This window comes from Corynebacterium sp. 239_CJEI (genome assembly GCF_001055995.1).
Taxonomy (GTDB): domain Bacteria; phylum Actinomycetota; class Actinomycetes; order Mycobacteriales; family Mycobacteriaceae; genus Corynebacterium; species Corynebacterium jeikeium_D.
Genome location: NZ_JVOW01000026.1, coordinates 35,275 through 50,386 on the forward strand (window position 1 = coordinate 35,275; position 15,112 = coordinate 50,386).

General features: G+C 57.9%; 13 protein-coding genes and 1 tRNA gene. 10 read left to right on the top strand and 4 right to left on the bottom strand.

Annotated elements, in window-relative coordinates:
• The 8 genes from ADB08_RS06900 (at position 1) to ADB08_RS06935 (ending at position 8,404) form a co-directional block, all read left to right on the top strand.
• On the top strand, positions 1-1,176 hold the full coding sequence (locus ADB08_RS06900; RefSeq protein WP_049172021.1) for a metallophosphoesterase family protein: 1,176 nt from the start codon (positions 1-3) through the stop codon (positions 1,174-1,176).
• Between the two features lie 3 nt (positions 1,177-1,179).
• On the top strand, positions 1,180-3,837 hold the full coding sequence (locus ADB08_RS06905; protein WP_049172023.1) for an ATP-binding protein: 2,658 nt from the start codon (positions 1,180-1,182) through the stop codon (positions 3,835-3,837).
• 14 nt (positions 3,838-3,851) lie between these two features.
• A complete protein-coding gene (locus ADB08_RS06910; protein ID WP_049172025.1) occupies positions 3,852-4,343 on the top strand; it encodes a MarR family winged helix-turn-helix transcriptional regulator in 492 nt (163 codons plus the stop codon).
• Between the two features lie 71 nt (positions 4,344-4,414).
• Entirely contained in the window at positions 4,415-4,867 is a 453-nt protein-coding gene (locus ADB08_RS06915; protein ID WP_016422437.1) for a MarR family winged helix-turn-helix transcriptional regulator, read from the top strand.
• 171 nt (positions 4,868-5,038) lie between these two features.
• Positions 5,039-6,241 carry an ABC transporter substrate-binding protein gene (locus ADB08_RS06920; protein ID WP_049172028.1) on the top strand — a complete coding sequence of 401 codons (1,203 nt, stop codon included), beginning with the start codon at positions 5,039-5,041 and terminating at the stop codon, positions 6,239-6,241.
• 30 nt (positions 6,242-6,271) lie between these two features.
• Complete coding sequence (locus tag ADB08_RS06925; RefSeq protein ID WP_049172030.1) at positions 6,272-7,447, top strand: FecCD family ABC transporter permease; 1,176 nt, start codon at positions 6,272-6,274, stop codon at positions 7,445-7,447.
• The gene (locus ADB08_RS06930; protein ID WP_049172032.1) at positions 7,447-8,238 is read left to right on the top strand and encodes an ABC transporter ATP-binding protein; all 792 of its coding nucleotides are present in this window, start codon (positions 7,447-7,449) and stop codon (positions 8,236-8,238) included. The genes ADB08_RS06925 and ADB08_RS06930 overlap by 1 nt, the downstream gene beginning before the upstream one ends.
• A gap of 93 nt (positions 8,239-8,331) precedes the next feature.
• Positions 8,332-8,404, top strand: a tRNA-Arg gene (locus ADB08_RS06935).
• A gap of 195 nt (positions 8,405-8,599) precedes the next feature.
• Here ADB08_RS06935 and ADB08_RS06940 read toward each other — a convergent pair.
• The gene (locus ADB08_RS06940) at positions 8,600-9,622 is read right to left on the bottom strand and encodes a pirin family protein (protein WP_049172034.1); all 1,023 of its coding nucleotides are present in this window, start codon (positions 9,620-9,622) and stop codon (positions 8,600-8,602) included.
• A 117-nt stretch (positions 9,623-9,739) separates the two neighbouring features.
• Between ADB08_RS06940 and ADB08_RS06945 the strand changes: the two genes are divergently transcribed.
• Positions 9,740-10,144, top strand: a complete 405-nt coding sequence (locus ADB08_RS06945) for a hypothetical protein (protein WP_016422442.1) — start codon at positions 9,740-9,742, stop codon at positions 10,142-10,144.
• A 16-nt stretch (positions 10,145-10,160) separates the two neighbouring features.
• On the opposite strand, the gene ADB08_RS06950 is transcribed toward ADB08_RS06945, so the two are convergent.
• The 3 genes from ADB08_RS06950 to ADB08_RS06960 are packed head-to-tail and all read right to left on the bottom strand — an operon-like array spanning position 10,161 to position 13,215.
• Entirely contained in the window at positions 10,161-10,877 is a 717-nt protein-coding gene (locus ADB08_RS06950; RefSeq protein WP_016422443.1) for a LutC/YkgG family protein, read from the bottom strand.
• A 2-nt stretch (positions 10,878-10,879) separates the two neighbouring features.
• Entirely contained in the window at positions 10,880-12,427 is a 1,548-nt protein-coding gene (locus ADB08_RS06955; protein WP_049172036.1) for a LutB/LldF family L-lactate oxidation iron-sulfur protein, read from the bottom strand.
• The gene (locus tag ADB08_RS06960; protein ID WP_042388597.1) at positions 12,427-13,215 is read right to left on the bottom strand and encodes a (Fe-S)-binding protein; all 789 of its coding nucleotides are present in this window, start codon (positions 13,213-13,215) and stop codon (positions 12,427-12,429) included. Before ADB08_RS06960 ends, ADB08_RS06955 begins: the two co-directional genes overlap by 1 nt.
• 213 nt (positions 13,216-13,428) lie before the next feature.
• Between ADB08_RS06960 and argS the strand changes: the two genes are divergently transcribed.
• Positions 13,429-15,081 (top strand): arginine--tRNA ligase, encoded by a 1,653-nt coding sequence (gene argS / locus ADB08_RS06965; protein WP_049172039.1) that lies wholly within the window; start codon positions 13,429-13,431, stop codon positions 15,079-15,081.
• The last annotated feature ends 31 nt before the right edge of the window (positions 15,082-15,112 follow it).

The window sequence follows — 15,112 nt, forward strand, 5'->3', positions numbered from 1 at the left end:
ATGAAATTCATTCACACCTCAGATTGGCAACTGGGAATGACTCGGTGGTTCCTAGAGCTCGATGGCGGTGAAGCCCAAGCTAGGTTCCACGAAAGTCGCCTCAACGCCATCGACCGCATCGGTGAGTTGGCGACTAGCGAAGGCGCTGAGTTCATCGTCGTCGCTGGAGACGTGTTCGATTCCAACACATTGCCGGACAAGGTGTTCTTGCGGGCTCTTGAGCGAATAGCCAAGCTACCCGTGCCGGTGTATCTCCTGCCCGGCAACCATGATGCGCTTGATGCTTCTTCCATTTATCGACGTAGTGCTTTCGAATCTTTGGAAGACCGAGGAGTTTACGTAATTCGCGACAGCCAGCCCATTTCCATCCGTGACGGGGTGGAACTCATCGGTGTGCCAGTACGCGGCAAGTATTCGGCAGACGACATCGTGGCGGAAATAGCCACGGAGCTTGAGCCGGCCGATGGAATCCGAGTGATGGTCGCACATGGCCAAGTAGAAGGCTTTGGTGCTGATGCGGGAGCCACCATTGATTTGACCAGCTTGGAACAGGCTATTGACCGTGGGGCGTTGCACTATGTGGCGCTGGGGGATTCCCACTCCACGAGCCAACTTGACCATGCTGGCAGAGTTTATTTCTCCGGCGCACACGAAACCACAGCGTACGACGACAAAGAACGGGATTCCGGCAATGCACTCGTCGTCGACATTGTAGAGAGCGGCCCCGAAAAGGGCTCAGTTACCGTGGCCTCCCACCGAGTGGGGCAGTGGGCTTTTCATGCCATTGACATGGATATCACTGGCGCGGAAGACCTCGATGAGTTCTTTGCTGAACTGGACGGTATCGAGGCGAAGACAGACACAGCGGTGAAGTATTCATTGCGAGGAACCGTGACACTGTCGGAGTCGACTACCTTTGAAAATCGACTTGAGCAGTATCAACAGCTTTTCGCTGCACTTTATCGCCGAGAAAGTGGTTCCGATTTGACGGTGGTTCCGTCCGAGGGGGATATCTCTAATCTCAATCTCACCGGTTATCCGCTCATAGCTGCAGAAAAACTAACGGTCTTGAGCAAAGGGCGAACCGAGAGCGGCAGCCCGCTATCAGAATCTGAATCCACCGCAGCAGCCGATGCGCTTCGCTTGCTGGCGCGCCTGGCCGGAGAGAAGGAATAAATCATGCGTTTTCACGACATCGAATTACACAATGTACGTGCGATTGATTCACTCTCAATCACAGGGCTAGCCGAGCGGGGCGTGGTAGTGATTTCCGGTGAAAACGAGTCGGGTAAGACGACAATCGCCAAAGCTATTCACGTTGCGCTGACGACAAAATGGAAGTCCAGGTCAAGCGAAGCGCTTAGTCTGAACAGCCACTCCAGCCAGGAAAAGCCGCAGGTTAAGCTCCGGCTGGAGCTTGACGGCTACGAATTTACGCTGGACAAGATCTTTGGTAGCACCAAGGACACCGGCACAATCGTCACCGTCCACTCTCCGACAGCCGAGGTTCTTAAAGATGACCAGGCGGAAGAGTGGCTGGCCGCACGAATGCACAATGCGGACACCAAGAACCTGTGGCAGGTTTTCGTTGCTGAACAGGGACAAGCGCAAAAGACACTCTCCTTGGGCGGTTATGCGCAGGTCACAAGCGCACTGCAGTCGGCATCGGGGCAGCGCGCGGAAACCGCAGAAGAGGTAGGTCTGTTTGAAGCCGTTGAAGCTGAATACGGCAACTATTTCCAAAAAAATGGCAAAGAGCGCAAGCAGCTTACCGACGTAGACAAGGAGCTGACGGAAGCCCAGCAGGTGCGCGACGAAGCGGCGAAAAAGGTCCGAGAATTCGAAGCGCTCAATGAGGAAGCTGCTCGTAATGAAGAAAGCCAACACACGCAGCGGGCATCGTTGCCAGAAGCCAAAAACGAAGTCGAGCATTGGGCGCAGGCACTCGAAGAACTCGAAAAGTTCAGGGTTGCCGTGTCCCAGGCACAGGAGGTCTCCGCAGCGGCGAAGCAGCAGCTGGACTTAGCTAAACAGGCTCAGCAAGAGCGCGAAACCTTCATTCAGCAGGCACAAGATGCCAGGGATCAGCATTCCGTCGCAGAGAAGAAAGTTGCTGAACTTAAGGAAGCGTTCGATAAGGAGGTCGCAGCTTTAAAGAAGGCGCAGGAGGATCGCGATGCAGTTGTGACCGCGTACCGCGAAGCTCGAAAAGCAGAAGAGCTGGCTGCAGCTGAAGTCGCATTGGGGGAGAAGCGCGGCTTGGTTGAAGCCTTGTCGAAGCGAGTGGAGAAGCTCGATGCGCTCCGCGCGCAATTGGCAGAGCAAAAGGAGGTAATTGCTCGGAATTCCGTTACCGAGGAGGTAATGGAAAAACTGTTGACCTGCGAACGCGAAGTTGCAACAGCCACCGCTGTGCTGGAGGCGTCGAGCCCGAGTGTGCAGCTCTCGGCTAGTAGTGCGCAGGAGGTCACAGTCGACGGCGAGAAAGTGGGGCTAGCTCCGGAGGCTGAGACAGTTCAACGTGCGGTTACTAAGCCGTTGGCCATCGAAGTTGGCGACGTCACGGTTGCTATCCAGCCCGGAGACGGCTCAGATTCGCAGCAGCGCAAGCTAGAAAAAGCAGAGATATCGCTCAAGGAACAGCTTGAGGCGGCAGGCGCTGATTCCGTCGCGGAAGCACAAGAGGCACACACACGACGGCGTGAAGCGGAAAAAGCAAGATTCCAGGTGGAGACATCCATAACTGCGGTGTCCGACGGTGTGGAGTATCACCAGCTCACCGCAGAGTTGGACGATGCGAAGGAAGAAGCACGAGTACAGGGCGAGCGGTATCGGGCACTTGCGGGCGAGGATGCGCCGACGGAGATTGACTTGGTAGCGGCGAAGGCGCGGTTGGAAGAAGCTGCAGCGGGGCGTAGGGATGCCGAGTCGAAGCGTGACAATGCCGATATGCGCTTGTCGAAGCTGGAAAAGCGTCCTGCACACGCCAACTATACGAAGGCCAGCAGCGAGCTTGAAGGGGCTCGGTCCGTCCTAAAGGTCCGCGAAGATTCGCTCACGACGGCGCGAGAAAAAGCCTCGGATGCCGAGATTTTTGCTGCGGTGGAAAACCGAGGCAAGGACTATGAGGTGGCAGAAGAGCAGCTGGCTGCGGCTCTGAAAGAGTTGGCGCAGCGGGATGCCGACGACGTGGAAGCATCGCTCGCGGGCGCTAAGCAGCGACGGGATGCAGTTGAGAATCGCCTGGCTGAGCTGGAAAAGCGCCGGCAAGAGATTCGGGTGCACTTGGACTATTTCGACAGCGCGAATGAGAAGCTGGCAGCTGCTGAGGGGGTAGTGGAGCGAACACAGCGAGATCGGGACTCGATGCGTCGCCGTGCAGCCGCCGCCAAGACTCTTATGGAGGTAATGACACAGGCACGTGCGGCATCGCGGAATGCGCTGGCTGACCCCTTGCTCCGCAAGCTCGAAGAGTACGGCGGCGGTGTGTTCGGTGCGGGAACCCAGTTCACGATGAATGAGGACTTGCAGATTGAGTCACGGTCCAATGCTGATGGCAAGTTCGATGTCGATGAACTATCTGGTGGAGCGCAGGAGCAGCTGGACATTCTGCTGCGCTTGGCCGTTGCCGGTGTCCTGGAGGGCGGCCAAGGCGCTCCGGTGATTATTGATGATGCGTTAGGTTATTCAGACGAACACCGTTTGCGGCGGATGAATAATGCTCTTGCCAAAGCGGGGCGCGATATGCAGGTATTAGTCCTGACGTGCGATGAAGCCCGTTTTGATCGCGTGACAGGAGCGGAATTTATGAAAATTCAGGATTTGGTTTCAAGATAGTAGGCTCTGTACATATGCAAGATGTTCCGTGGTTAAGTGATGAAGAGCAGCGGTTATGGCGCTCAATTCTGAACGCTAAACGGGCCGTTGACAGGTCAATTGACCTTCAGCTGCAAGATTCTCTCGATATTTCCACTGCAGATTTTTCGGTTCTGGTTGTTCTCTCCGAGGCTGAAGACAATGTTGTGCGCATGCGCACCCTGTGTGAGTCCCTGGAATGGGACCGCAGCCGAATGTCGCACCAAATTACTCGCATGGAGCGACGTGGACTAGTAACTAAGGAACGCTGCGCCTGCGATAACCGTGGTATCGATGTCACGCTTACTGAACACGGTCGAACCGTGATTGAGAAGGCGGCGCCGAACCATGTGAAGCTTGTACGTCATGTCTTGTTTGACGTGCTCGGTGAAAATATCGACTATCAGGGGATTTCCGCTGTGCTCGATAAGATTGCAGCGACCGCCAATGCTGCGGTCACCGATTCCGTCGACGGAAAAGCAGAGTAGTCAAAAGTTTTTCTGTGAGTGTTTTCTCATTTGTCTCCGCTTCGAGGCTCTCACCATTAGCCTAGAGCAGTATGAACTCATTTGAATGGCTGAGTGATGATGAACAGCTCTTTTGGCAGTCGATGGTAGCTGCTTTTCGCGAGGTAGAGCGCAATATTGAGCGGAGCCTACGCACTCGCACCGGGCTGACGTTCGCTGACTTTACCCTGCTCATCGCTTTGCATGAGGTGGAGGATGGGATTCTGCATGTTGACAAGATTTGTGATCGACTGAAGTGGAACCACCCCCGCGCGCTGCTGCATACCAACAGATTGGAAAAGCGCGGATTTATTCACACCGAAGATCACGGCGAAGACCCGGACTCGGATTATGTCGTCGTCCTAACAGGTGTTGGTCGACACGTGTTTGCCGAAGCGGCGCCGGATTACGTAGACACCGTTCGCGAGGAAGTTATTTCGCCACTTGCGAATGAAGACCGCGAAGTGATGTTGAGGTGCTTCCAGGCGGTTCTCGAAAGGAAATAAGCCTCCTACGCCCTGCTAGTAAAACCACCACTAGCAGGGCGCTTTTTTCTCTCCGTTTCAATCTGTAAGGTAAGGCGTGCCTAATGCAAAGGGATGAGTATTCACTTCTCTTTGTGCGCCCTAAACACCAAAAAAACTACGCAGAGATAAATAAGGCAGAAACAAGAACGCATGAGAGTCAATATTTTCGCCAAGGCTAAAACCGCGCCAAAGACCAAAACTCTGGCCGCAATCGGGTGTGCAGCGCTGAGCTTCGTCGCTACAGCATGCGGTGCGGACGCAGAGTCGAACACGGCTGCCGACAACAAGGGAGAACTCACTGTCACTGATGTCGCAGGTCGCACTGTGACCTTCGACAAGCAGCCAGAACGAGTAGTGCTCGGTGAAGGCCGCGCCATGTTTGTCACCGCGATGCTTGACCAAGAAAACCCGGGTGACCATGTTGTCGCCATGGGCAGCGATCTGCATTCGGGCGCTCCATCGTTTGAAGCCAAGCTTTTCGAGACGAATCCAGAGCTGAAGGATATGCCGACCATCGGCAATATTGCCAAGGGCGATGTCACAGTTGAAAACCTCATCTCCCACGACCCAGACGTGGTCGTCATGACCCTTGACCACAAGAAGGCCGCGGAGGAGTCCGGCTTCCTCACCAAGCTCGATCAGGCAGGTCTGAAGTACGTATTCACCGACTTCCGTCAGAAGCCCCTGGAGAATACCGCCAAGTCCGTCGAGCTCCTCGGCCAGATCGTCGACGAGCAGGACAATGCCAAAAAGTTCACCGACTTCTACACTGAGCGCGTCAACGAGATCACCGAACGTGCCGCCAAGCTCGAAGACAAGCCAAAGACCTTTGTCTGGCGAGCAGCTGGTCTCAAGGATTGCTGCTCGACCGTCAACAAGTCCAACCTCGGTGACCTCGTCACAGCAGCCGGCGGTGAAAACCTCGGAGACAGCCTCATCAATACCGAATCGGGCAGCGTGACCGCAGAGAAAGTCCTGTCCGTCCAGCCGGAAAAGATCATCGCCACCGGCGGCTCCTGGGCGCTCGACCCGCAGAAGCCGGAAGTCCTGCCACACGTTGAGCTCGGTTACACCGCCACTCCAGAGACCGCACAGCGCACTCTGGAAGGCCTGCTGAAGACTCCGGGTTTTGACACCCTGACCGCGCCGAAGAAGGGGGACCTGTACGCCGCCTTCCACCAGTTCTACGACTCGCCGTACAACGTCTTCGCCCTCGAGCAATTCGCCAAGTGGATTCACCCCGAAGAGTTCGCTGACCTCGACCCAGTCGCTGACTTCGCCAAGTTCCACAAGGACTATCTGCCCTTCGAACTCAGCGGCACCTTCTTCACCGCGCTGGAGCCGACCAAGTAACCCATCTTCCACCATCGAAGAAGGAATCCGATGACTTACACCAATCTGCACGCTCCCGCGTCAGGGCTTGACGACGAACCCCGCGAGCCCACCTCCACCAACGACAGTGGCGGTCAAGAGTCGCACCCCGCCACCGAACAGCACGAGTGTCCGTCGTCAAGCACGACCTACGACTCTGCGCGACAGTACCGACGACGCTCGGCCCAGAAGATTGCCGTTATTGCGGTGCTGGTAGGCCTGGCCGTGTGCGCGTTTGTAGTGGCGACAATCGTGGGGCCGATGTCACTGAGTGTGGGAGACGTCGTCCGTGGCATCGTGAGCCCGAATGATGTGGACGAAACCACTCGTACGGTGCTGTGGAAGCTGCGTCTGCCTGCATCGGTGATGGCAGTGCTGATTGGTGCAGCGCTGTCGCTTGCCGGTGCACAGATGCAGACAATCCTCGATAACCCTCTGGCGGAGCCGTTTACGCTCGGTATCTCGGCTGCAGCGGCGTTCGGTGGGGCGGCATCGATTGTGCTGGGCTGGGTGATTATTCCGCATGCGCAGTTCAACCTGGCGGCCGTGGCCTGGGTATCATCCGTCGTCGCTGTGGCGATTGTGGCGGCGGCGTCGGTATGGCGCGGCTCGGGTAAGGAATCGATGATTCTGCTCGGCATTGGTCTGGTGTTTCTATTCCAAGCGCTGTTGGCGCTGTTGCAATACCGCGCGACTACCGAGGCGCTCCAGCAGATTGTGTTCTGGACGATGGGCTCGCTACAGCGCGCGAACTGGGTGGCCAACGGTATCATTGCGGCGGCGCTGCTAATCGCTATTCCGTTCACTATCCGCTATGCGTGGGCGCTGACGGTGTTGCGGCTTGGCGATGCCCGAGCAAAAGCCGTGGGCATCAATGTGGATAGGCTGCGCATTGCGACGCTGATTGTAGCCTCGCTGCTGGCAGCAACCGCAGTGGCCTTCGCCGGCATCATCGGCTTCATCGGACTGGTCGGCCCACACATTGCACGCATGCTGGTCGGTGAAGAACAGCGCTTCTTTGCCCCGGCATCGATGGCGGCGGGCGCGGCGCTGCTTGCGGCAGCTCATGCGGTATCCATCACGGTGGTGCCGGGTGTGGCAGTGCCGATTGGCATCATTACCGCAATCGTCGGTGTCCCATTCTTTGTCGGCTTGGTTTTTCTGCGTAAGAGGACGGTGTGGAACTAATGGGCGTATTTCTCGATGTCAACGAAGTAGCTGCAGGCTATGGTAAGCGGAAGGTGCTGCGCGGGGCGTCGATGCGCACGCTGAAGCCGGGTACGGTGACGGGTTTGCTCGGGCCAAACGCTGCGGGTAAGTCCACACTGATGACCACCCTGGCGGGGATTCGAAAGCCAATGGCCGGGGAGATTGCACTGACCCGTGACACTGAGCGGGTCGTCGGCTCCGAACTGCGCGATGTGGTGGGCTACGTGCCCCAGGATTTGCCAGCAAGTGCCTCGCTGACCGCATTCGAATCGGTACTGGTCTCTGGCCGGCGCGCCGGGCGTCTGCGCGTGCGCGGCTCCGAGATTGAGCACACTGCGGCGGTTCTCCGGAAGGTTGGTATTGAGCACCTTGCCGACCGCTTCGTCGGCGAGCTCTCCGGCGGTCAGCGTCAGCTCGTCGCCGTCGCGCAGATGTTTGTCCGCAATCCCGAGGTCATGCTTCTCGACGAACCCACCTCCGCCCTCGACCTGCGCCACCAGGTGGAACTCCTACAGCTCGTCCGCGCGGAGGTCGCCTCACGGAGCTCCTTGGCGCTCGTCGCAATCCACGATCTCAATCTCGCAGCCCGCTACTGCGATGAGCTTGTCATGCTTCACGACGGCCACGTGGTTGCCCAGGGGAGTCCTGCTGACGTTCTCACACCGGATCTTTTGGCCCGCGTCTATGGAATTCGAGCCCGCGTGCTTAATGATGGAGGCGTTCCTGTGGTGTGTCCTATTGAGGAAGACCAGGTTTCTGAGGCCGCATAGTGCGGATTCGGCTGGGGTGCGGGGCATTTCGCTAATCGCCCCAGCCAAGTGGTAACATCTTTTCTCGTTGCACTTGTTGTGCTTGTGCCACACGCCCCCGTAGCTCAGTGGATAGAGCGCCGGTTTCCGGTACCGAAGGTCGGAGGTTCGACTCCTCTCGGGGGCACGTCTTATCCCTTAAGCGGTTAGGTTCGATTAGATTCGCCTGGTTGCTTGAGGGATTTTTGTTTCGGGTGTACCTGGCGGAAGCGGGCCAATCCGAGTTACTGACTGCGTTTATGACAAAAATGACCCAAAAAATGGCCTGAAAGTGTCATAAACTCACACAGTTTCACATGTGCAGCCCCGTCGGGGATCCCGGTTAATTGACCGGGCGACGAACCGTACCGTCCGGATAGCGGGCAAAGCGCCCCTCTTCAAAGGTTGCAACCGGATCGTTGGAATCAAACCGCCATGCGCCGAACTCGCCACGCTGGTAGGCATCGAATGCCTCAACGAGCTCTTCGCGGCTATTCGCGACAAACGGGCCATGCTGATACACGGGAGCGCCAATTGGTCGGCCTTGGAGGATGAGCGCGAAGGCCCCCTCGGCACCTGCAGAAATGTCCAGTGCCTCGGTTGAGCGCAGCACTGCGCCCTCTTGCACCAGCGTTTCGCCCTCGATAGTGAGGCTGCCGCGTAGAGAGTAGAGAGTCCGAATTGTCTCGGCATAATTGGTTGGTGGCAACGTTAGCTGTGCGCCCGGTTGCAGGCGCAGCACCCACACGGCTACATCGGAATCTGGTGCAGCGGCCCAGGATTCCGGTGGTGGAGCAAGCGGCTGAGTATCGTCGAATGCGCCCGCGATGACCTTTACGTCGTAGCCGTGGCCATTGTCATCAGTGCCGGTGACATGCGGAGTGTCTTCTGCCCAGAACATCTGGAAGTGCGGCTTTGCCTCCTTGCCTTCGGGCGGCAGGTTCAGCCAAATCTGAAACATGTGGTGAGGATTGGGGCCGTCGTTATGCAGAAGCGGGAACATTTCAGCATGCGCAGTGCCTGCGCCGGTGGTCAGCCACTGAGTGTCGCCGTCGCCGTAACGAGCCTGTGCACCTTCGGAGTCGGTGTGGTCGACGTAACCTTCCTCGACAATCGAGATAGTTTCAAAGCCGCGGTGTGGGTGGGAGGGGAAGCCGGGGACGGTTGTGCCGTGGTACATGGACCAGCCGTCCTTGCCGGAAAAGTCCATGCCGATATTACGGCCGAGCAGCGAGGCATCTGGTGTCATGGTTGTGCCCTTGGCCTGCGGGTATAGGTCGTAATGGTGGACCGCGAACAGGAAGGGATCCATGCCGGGGAGCTGTGGGTTGTCGGCTACTGAGAACTTTTGAATGATTGCGCTCATGGAAGGCTCCTTTAGCTAGGTTGTTTCATTTTCCATAACGCATTGTTGTCATGTCAATATTCCGAGGTTTGGTTGAAACCGCTGTGGAGCTTCGATTTGAGGTTTAGCCTGGAATCTATGACGGAAACCGAAGTTGCGCTGAAAAGACCCAAAAGCCCTAGTGCAGTATGGGGACAAGCAGTTATCTATGCTGCCATTTTCGGGTTCTTAATCGGAGTCATTGCATGGGCGGGATTGACAACTAAGTGGATTTTTCCCGGTGTGTTGCTACTAATCGCGGTTCAGTTCGTTTTTGATTACCGCAATAGGGAAGGGGTCTTTGACCCGGACTGGGAGGACAATGCCTTCAAATGGGATAAAAGGGCGCGACAAGGTTGGGCTGCAGTCCTTGCGCTGGTTATTGTGCTGGTAGTTGCATCAAATGTGCCGCGGCACCATGTTGGCGCTACCGCTGCGGTGACAATCGTGGCGGTAGCGGTGATGCTATTCGTGTCAGTCAAAAGGTACTGGCCAGGGCGATAACAGGGAGTATTCGCCCCTACCCAGCAATAATCACAATCAAGGTGCGCGGGCCGTGGACACCTTCGACGCGGGAAAGCTCGATATCCGAGGTCGCAGAAGGCCCGGAAATCATAGTGATTGGAGCCGTGGGGTCAACCTCTCGCAGGCGGGAAATGGCCTCCGGAATGCCAGAGACAATCGTTTCTGCTGGGACGACACAAATATGCTTATCCGGCACCAAGGTCAGGGCTCGGCGCCCGGAGGTAGCGGAGCCGTCCAGGAAAATGGTGCCGGTCTCCGCGCAGGTAACCGCAGAGCTGGTGACAATGGCATCGAGTTCGTCCAGTTCGCGGGCGTTGAAACCGGTATCGACGCGGATTTCGGTCGCCCCTTCAGCAGTCTCGCCAGAGCCAAGCCCCGCAACCCAGTCGCGGTCCAAGCCCTCGGGGATACCAATCAGCGAGGCCCCAACATCCGCAATAGCCTTCTTCACTGCGTCATTGATTTCAGTTGCCGAGCTGCCACAACGGCGCACATCGGCTTTGTAATCGGCGATGCGTTCGTCGGCAAGCGAAACGATGTCCTTGTGGGGCAGCTCCGAGCTTCGTTCATAGTCGCGTGGAACGGAGAAGTGCGCGCCGGGCTCGCCGGTGATAATGCCCACGTCAGAGGCTAAATCGCGGCCCTCAAAGGCAATCTTCTGCGCGTTGCGGATGCGGCCGAGAATGTCGTTTTTGGCGCCAGAGTTGGTCATCGCTAGGACTCCTTTTCGCTTTGGCCATTGATCTTGGTCGGTACCTGATGCGCCGATTCACGCGCCAACTGAGCGGAGAGATCCTCCGAACCCCACACGGAGCGGAAGGGCTTCTGCGGCGGCACCGGCGTGTCACGCACATCGGACCAACCGCTGAGGAACAGCGGCAGGGCGTGAATTTCGCCGTCCTTGAGGCCCAGCACGCGGGCCAGCGAGGCCATCTTTGCGCTCATGTTCCAGAGCTTCTGATTGCCCATGATGAACCCGAGCGTGGCAAACAGCTTGCCCTCCACCGGCGGGCGGTGCTCCGTGACCTTACGGTGACGCAGCTCCAGCAGTGCCGCAGGGATGTCAATTCGCACCGGGCAGACCTCAAAGCAAGCCCCGCACAGCGAAGACGCATAGGGCAGCGAAGCATTCGGATCATCGTAGGAATCCATGCCAGTGAGCTGCGGGGACAAAATCGCACCAATCGGGCCCGGGTAGACCGAACCGTAAGCGTGACCGCCCACGTGCTCATAAACAGGGCAGATATTCAGGCATGCCGAGCAGCGAATGCACTTCAGCGCTTCACGCCCAATCGGATCTGCAAGAGTGGCCGAGCGCCCATTGTCCAGCAACACAATGTGGAAATTCTTCGGGCCGTCGCCGTCGGTCGTTCCCGTCCACAGAGAGGTGTAGGGATTCATACGCTCGCCTGTCGACGACCGTGGCAGTAGCTGCAAGAACACTTCCAGATCCTGGAAGGTGGGAAGCAGCTTCTCAATACCCATCACCGAAATCAGTGTTTCCGGCAGCGTGAGACACATACGGCCGTTGCCCTCTGACTCGACGACGGCCACAGTACCGGTTTCGGCCACACCGAAGTTGGCGCCGGAAATCGCAACCTTGGCCTCCATAAACTGCTCGCGCAGAAACTTACGGGATGCCTCGGCCAGATCGGCCGGATTGGCTTTCAAATCCGGGTCGACTCCTGGGATTCCATTGAGGAAGATCTCGCGGATATCCTCGCGATTGCGGTGGATAGCAGGAACCAGGATGTGGCTCGGCATGTCGTCGGCAAGCTGAACGATGAGTTCCGCCAGGTCGGTTTCGCGGGCGGTGATGCCGGCGTCGGCAAGTGCTTCGTTCAAGCCGATTTCCTGTGTGGCCATCGACTTAATCTTGACGACCTTTTCTTCGCCGGTCTCTTTCACCAAGTCCGTGATGATGCGGTTTGCCTCGGCGGCATCGCGCGCCCAGTGGACGTGACCGCCGGCGTTCGTAACTGACTCTTCAAACTGCTCCAGCAGTTCCGGCAGACGCGCCATAACATCGCGCTTGATGTGGCTGCCCGCGAGCCGCAGCTGCTCCCAGTCATTCTTCTCGGCTACGACATGCGCGCGCTTCTGACGAATCGAACGCGTGGCATGACCGACATTTTCGCGCATGCGAGTGTTCTTGAGTTCCTCGTGCGCTGCGGCCGTGAACCCGCGCGTACCGCGCAGATGCCCGACGTTGTGCGGCGCGCGGGGAGGAAGGGCTGGCATGCCGACGTTAATTGCGACCATTACTGTTCACCTCGCAGGGAAGCCTCTTGGCGGTTGTGCACATCAAACGGGGTCTCCTTGGTGGAGGCCAGAATCTCGGCCATATGGATGGCGTGCACGCCAGAGTCCTGGCGACGCAACGCGCCACCGATATTGAGCAAGCAGGAAGCATCGCCAGCGGTGACGAACTCCGCTTCCGTAGCGCGGATATTGGCTGTCTTGTCGGCAACCATTGCAGCGGAGGTCTCCGCATTCTTCACCGAGAAGGTGCCGCCAAAACCGCAGCACTCCGCCGCGCCGGGCAGCTCGCGCAGATCGATTCCATCGACTGCGCTGAGCAGCCGCCACGGACGGTCGCCCACCTTGAGTACCCGCAAGCTGTGGCAGGTGGAGTGGTAGGTCACTGAGTGGGGGAAGTAAGCACCGACGTCAGTCACGCCAGCGACATCGGTGATGAACTCGGAGAGATCCAGCGTCTTGTTCGCGCAGGCCTGTGCCGCGTGGACTTGGGCACGGGTACCGTAGCGGCCCGCGATCATCGGATGCTGGTGGCGAACGGCGCCGGCGCAGGAACCGGACGGGGCGACAACGTAGTCAATCGAGGAATCTGCAAAAGCATCAGCGTAGGTGTCCAGCTGAGGAAGGACTTCCTTTTGGTACCCGGTGTTGACGTGCATTTGGCCGCAGCAGGTTTGTTGTGGTGGAAAGACCACATCGCATCCTAGGCGCGTGAGAACTCTGGCGGTCGCACTCACTGCATCTGGAAACATCATGTCCCCGATGCAGGTCGCGAAAAGTGCTACTTTCACGGTCGCTCCAAAAAGGGTTGAGGGGTAAGGCAATAATTTCCTACCTGAATGCTACGCCTAGCCCCGGATTAAATCTGTTCTCAACCTGAATTCGGCTGGACCGTGAAAGCGGTGTAGGACAGCCGGACGCGGTGGCCTGCAGATACCCCTCAAATCAATCTTTTGGTGGCTGATGTTTCCACGACTGCGATTGACCTAATAGGATAGGCAATCGTGAATCCTGCTGATCTTGCTGTACTAGTCCGAAAAGTCACCGTCGAGGTTTTGACTGCCCACGATGCCGATGTCTCTATCGTGCCGGAAAACCCGACCGTCGAGCGTCCGCGTAACCCTGAGCACGGCGACTATGCAACCAATATCGCCATGCAGCTGGGCAAGCGCGTCGGCATGGTGCCGCGTGACTTGGCAACTGAAATTGCCACAGCGCTCGGCGCTTCTGAGGGCATCGATGAAGCAACCATCGCAGGCCCGGGCTTTATTAACATCCGCCTGGCCTCCGATGCCCAGGGCAAGATCGTCGAGGACGTCCTGGCAGCGGGGGAGAAGTGGGGTCATGCCGACTTCAACTCCAACCTCGACGTGAACCTGGAGTTCGTCTCCGCGAATCCGACCGGGCCGATCCACCTGGGCGGTACTCGCTGGGCAGCAGTCGGTGACGCTCTCGGTCGTGTCCTGTCCGCCACCGGTGCCAAGGTCACTCGCGAGTACTACTTCAATGACCACGGTCGCCAGATTGACCGCTTCTCCGACTCCTTGGTTGCAGCCGCTCGCAACGAGCCGACTCCGGAAGATGGCTACGGCGGAGAGTACATCCAGGACATCGCCGCTGCTGTGCTGGAGAAGAACCCGCAGGCACTCGAGGGCTCTGAGGAAGAGGTCCAGGAGCACTTCCGCGCCATCGGCGTGGACATGATGTTCGAGCACATCAAGAAGTCTCTGCACGAGTTCGGCACCGATTTCGACGTTTACTTCCACGAAAACTCGCTGTTCGAGTCCGGTCAGGTAGAAGCAGCTGTCAATTCCCTGAAGGAAAACGGCAAGCTCTACGAAGCTGACGGCGCATGGTGGCTGAAGTCCACCGATTACGGTGACGACAAGGACCGCGTGGTCATCAAGTCCGACGGCGACGCAGCCTACATCGCAGGTGACATCGCATACGTTAAGAACAAGTTCGACCGCGGCCACAACCTGTGCATCTACATGCTGGGTGCCGATCACCACGGCTACATCGCGCGTCTGCGCGCGGCCGCTGCAGCGCTCGGCTACAACGCCGATGGCGTCGAGGTGCTCATCGGTCAGATGGTCAACTTGCTTCGCGACGGCAAGGCTGTCCGGATGTCGAAGCGTGCGGGCACAGTGGTCACCTTGGACGACCTGGTTGAGGCAATCGGCGTCGATGCTGCTCGCTACTCGCTAATCCGTTCCTCTGTGGACTCCAGCCTGGATATCGACCTGGGGCTGTGGGCTTCGCAGTCCAGCGACAACCCGGTCTACTACGTCCAGTACGGCCACGCTCGTTTGTGCTCAATCGGCCGCCGTGCCGAAGAGGCCGGTGTGACCAGCGAAGGCGCTGACTTCTCCCTGCTGGTAGAGGACCGTGAAGGTGAGCTCATCCGCACTATCGGTGAGTTCCCGGCCATCATCAAGTCTGCTGCTGACCTGCGGGAACCACACCGCATTGCCCGTTACTCTGAGCAGCTCGCCGGTGTCTTCCACCGCTTCTACGACACCTGCCAGATTCTGCCAAAGGCAGACGAAGAGGTATCCGAGCTACACCGTGCTCGTCTCGGCCTGGCTGAGGCTACCCGCCAGACGCTGGCCAATGCTCTGCAGCTGCTCGGTGTTACCGCACCTGAGCGCATGTAGTCGAACGCGCCCGTAAAACTACACCCCGTTG

Coding starts and splice junctions, on each gene's coding strand:
- ADB08_RS06920 (WP_049172028.1), top strand. CDS start 5,039: ATGAGAGTCAATATTTTCGCCAAGGCTAAAACCGCGCCAAAGACCAAA.
- ADB08_RS06925 (WP_049172030.1), top strand. CDS start 6,272: ATGACTTACACCAATCTGCACGCTCCCGCGTCAGGGCTTGACGACGAA.
- ADB08_RS06945 (WP_016422442.1), top strand. CDS start 9,740: ATGACGGAAACCGAAGTTGCGCTGAAAAGACCCAAAAGCCCTAGTGCA.
- ADB08_RS06905 (WP_049172023.1), top strand. CDS start 1,180: ATGCGTTTTCACGACATCGAATTACACAATGTACGTGCGATTGATTCA.
- ADB08_RS06910 (WP_049172025.1), top strand. CDS start 3,852: ATGCAAGATGTTCCGTGGTTAAGTGATGAAGAGCAGCGGTTATGGCGC.
- ADB08_RS06930 (WP_049172032.1), top strand. CDS start 7,447: ATGGGCGTATTTCTCGATGTCAACGAAGTAGCTGCAGGCTATGGTAAG.
- ADB08_RS06915 (WP_016422437.1), top strand. CDS start 4,415: ATGAACTCATTTGAATGGCTGAGTGATGATGAACAGCTCTTTTGGCAG.
- ADB08_RS06950 (WP_016422443.1), bottom strand. CDS start 10,877: ATGACCAACTCTGGCGCCAAAAACGACATTCTCGGCCGCATCCGCAAC.
- ADB08_RS06955 (WP_049172036.1), bottom strand. CDS start 12,427: ATGGTCGCAATTAACGTCGGCATGCCAGCCCTTCCTCCCCGCGCGCCG.
- ADB08_RS06940 (WP_049172034.1), bottom strand. CDS start 9,622: ATGAGCGCAATCATTCAAAAGTTCTCAGTAGCCGACAACCCACAGCTC.
- ADB08_RS06900 (WP_049172021.1), top strand. CDS start 1: ATGAAATTCATTCACACCTCAGATTGGCAACTGGGAATGACTCGGTGG.